The following is a 2,708-nucleotide window of genomic DNA, read 5'->3' on the forward strand; positions in this document are numbered from 1 at the left end:
CGACACCGCGACCGAACACCGCGGATCGCGCGCGACGTTGCGCCCCTTCCGCGTGCCCGCGCCGGTCTGGAACCAGAACGTGCCGTCCAGCCACAGGGCACCGACCGCGGTCACATGCGGGCTGCCGTCCTCGTTGATAGTGGACAGCCAGGTCGTGCGGGAGTTCGCTGCGTCCGGCGCTGGCGCCGACCCGGCGTCGAGCTTCTCAGCAACGGCGGCCCAGTCCACCGGCGGCAGCCCGTCCGCCTTGCCCAGATTGGTGATCTCCATGAGCCATCCCCTCGTTGTCCAGCGGGCATCCGGCTGACAGCGTGTCGCAGGTAAGACGCGCGACGACCGCGAAAGTCATCGCGCATACGCCGGTCACCAGCCGTCCGAGCGCGCGCACCTACCGGCATGACAGGGCCGGCGGCCGAGCCGAGGTGCACCGATCACCCGGACCTGCTGCTGTCACGCACACCATCGTCGCACGCAGGTACCAGACCAGAACGGCGGATACTCGGGCCGGAGGCCGATGTTGGCTTTGCCAGTGCGCCGCTGACGGCAGGCGTGCCATAGCCGAGAAAGCCGAAACCTGCCGGAGGTGCCGGAGTGCGGATCAGGACGCTTCTCCCTGCGCCCGGTCCGGTCCTGGCCGGGAGACAGCTAGCACGCACATGTCGTCGAGCTGGGGTTCGGCCGCGAGGGACGCGATCAATTCGTCGCAAAGGCAGCCGAGCCGCGCGCCGGGCTGCCATGCCTGCAATCGTTCGGCGACGCGGGCTATGCCTTCGGTGAGATCCTCGCCGCGCCGCTCGATCAGCCCGTCGGTGTACATGAGCATGATGTCGCCGACGTCGAAACTCGTCTGGCCCTGGGTGTACTGCCGACAGCCTTGGCCGCTCGGGAGGCACAGGGCTGGCCCCTCGGCGGGCGGGGGAATCTCCACCGTCCCGGTCTTGGCCCGGCGGATCAGGATCGGCGGGTGGCCCGCGGTGGCGTAGGTGATCAGGGACACGTCGGGCTCGATGATCGCAGCCGCCACGGTGGCGAACTTCCCGCTGGTCGCCCAGTCGGTGACGCGCGCCAGTTCTTCAAGGATGCTGGCGGGCTGGTAACCGGCGATGGCCAGGGTACGCCCGGCATTACGCAGCTGTGTCATGTCCTCGGCGGCGGTCAGGCCGTGCCCGACCACGTCGCCGACAGCCAGGTAGGCGCGCTTGCCCGGCAGGGCCATCGCGTCGTACCAGTCCCCGCCGACCTGCCGGGCCGTTCCGGCCTGCCGGTAGTCGGCTCCGATCTCCAGGCCGGGAATCACCGCGGCTGCCACGGGCATGATCGCGCGCTGCAGGACCGCGGCGAGCGCGTGCTCATCGGCGTAGACGCGGGCGCGGACCTGAGCCTGCGCGACGAGGTCGGCGACGGCGGCGACGACGGTGAGCTGCCCTGGCTCAAACTGCTGAGGATGCCTCCACATCAGGCCGATCGCGCCAACAGGTGCCCCGCCCACGCCCAGCGGCCATGCCAGCCAGCTCGATCCGTGCGCGACGACCGCCGGGGTATCCGGGCCCGGATAGCGCTGTTCATACTCGGCCGGCGTCAGGATGATCACCGGGCGGCCTGTCCGGGCGGCATCGGTCGCGGCGGCGGGGACGTCCATCGGCAGGTCCGAGAACTGCTCGCAGAGCTCCTCCGCGTAGCCGACCGTGGTGATCCACTTCAGCCGCCGGCCGTCCTGGCTGACGACACCGAGGCATAGCGCGTCGGCGCCACCGACGGCCGCGCGGACGCGATCGGCCACCACCTCGCCAACCGCCTCGGGGGTCAGGGCCCCGGCGAGCAGCCTGGTGAGCTCGGCAAGTGCCTCGACCCGCGCGTGCTCGCGCCGCTCGGCCTCCCGGAGCCGGGCCCGCTCCAGGGCCCGGCTCGTCGTCTCGGCCATGCTCCGCAGATACTCGCGTTCCACGGCGGTCGCCTCATGCGGCCCGGCCCACCATACGGCGAGACAGCCAAGGGCGCCGACCTCGGTAAGCAACGGAAGCGCGGCCGCGGACCCGATCCCCGCGTCGGGTGCCTTCAGGTCGGCCACATACACAGCAGCGCGATCCCGGACCGCGCGCGGTCCCGGGGCGTCGGAATCAACCGTCCACTCCGCTGACATGACCGCCACCCGCGCGGCAGCATCGCCACCCGCGAGAGGCTCGAACCGACGTCCGTCGGATACCAGCACGCTGATCACCACATGCGCCGCGTCCAGCCGGGCGCTCACCGCGGCAGATACCTGGTCACCGACGGAGTTGACCGTGGCGGCATCAGCGAGCACCGCGCCCAGCTCGGCGGCCTCCCGCCGGGCCTCGGCCATCGCTCGCTCCAGCCGTGCGCTGTCCCGGTCCTGCACCGCAGACATCCGGCCCGCGACTTCCTGAGCCAGCACCCAGCCGACCAGGACGACCAGGGCGATATAGGCCTGCGTGACGGCCACCGAAGCCGCGGGCGACAGCCCCAGCTGAGCGAACTCGCCGTACCCGGCCGCCGTCATATAGTTGGCCACCGCCGCGAACGCCGCGCCAGTAAGAACCACGCCTAGGTCACGTAGCCGGAGCGCCGCCCACGCCAGGATCGGCAAGAACAGCAGGCTGGACGGTTCGTTGAAACGGAACGCCACGACCGAAAACCCGGCCGCGAGCAGGACAACGAGCACCAGTTCGAGCCACCGCGAGGACACCAGT

Annotated in this window: 2 protein-coding genes; both read right to left on the reverse strand. The window is 70.9% G+C overall.

Annotation, left to right across the window (positions count from 1 at the left end; genetic code table 11):
• The coding region (locus WA805_RS23305) for a pyridoxamine 5'-phosphate oxidase family protein (protein ID WP_424561537.1) at window positions 1-270 on the reverse strand (270 nt) is incomplete at its 3' end.
• Between the two features lie 328 nt (window positions 271-598).
• The coding region (locus tag WA805_RS23310) for a SpoIIE family protein phosphatase (protein ID WP_425243403.1) at window positions 599-2,708 on the reverse strand (2,110 nt) is incomplete at its 5' end.

The sequence above is a fragment of the Trebonia sp. genome (assembly GCF_049794275.1).
Lineage (GTDB): Bacteria > Actinomycetota > Actinomycetes > Streptosporangiales > Streptosporangiaceae > Trebonia.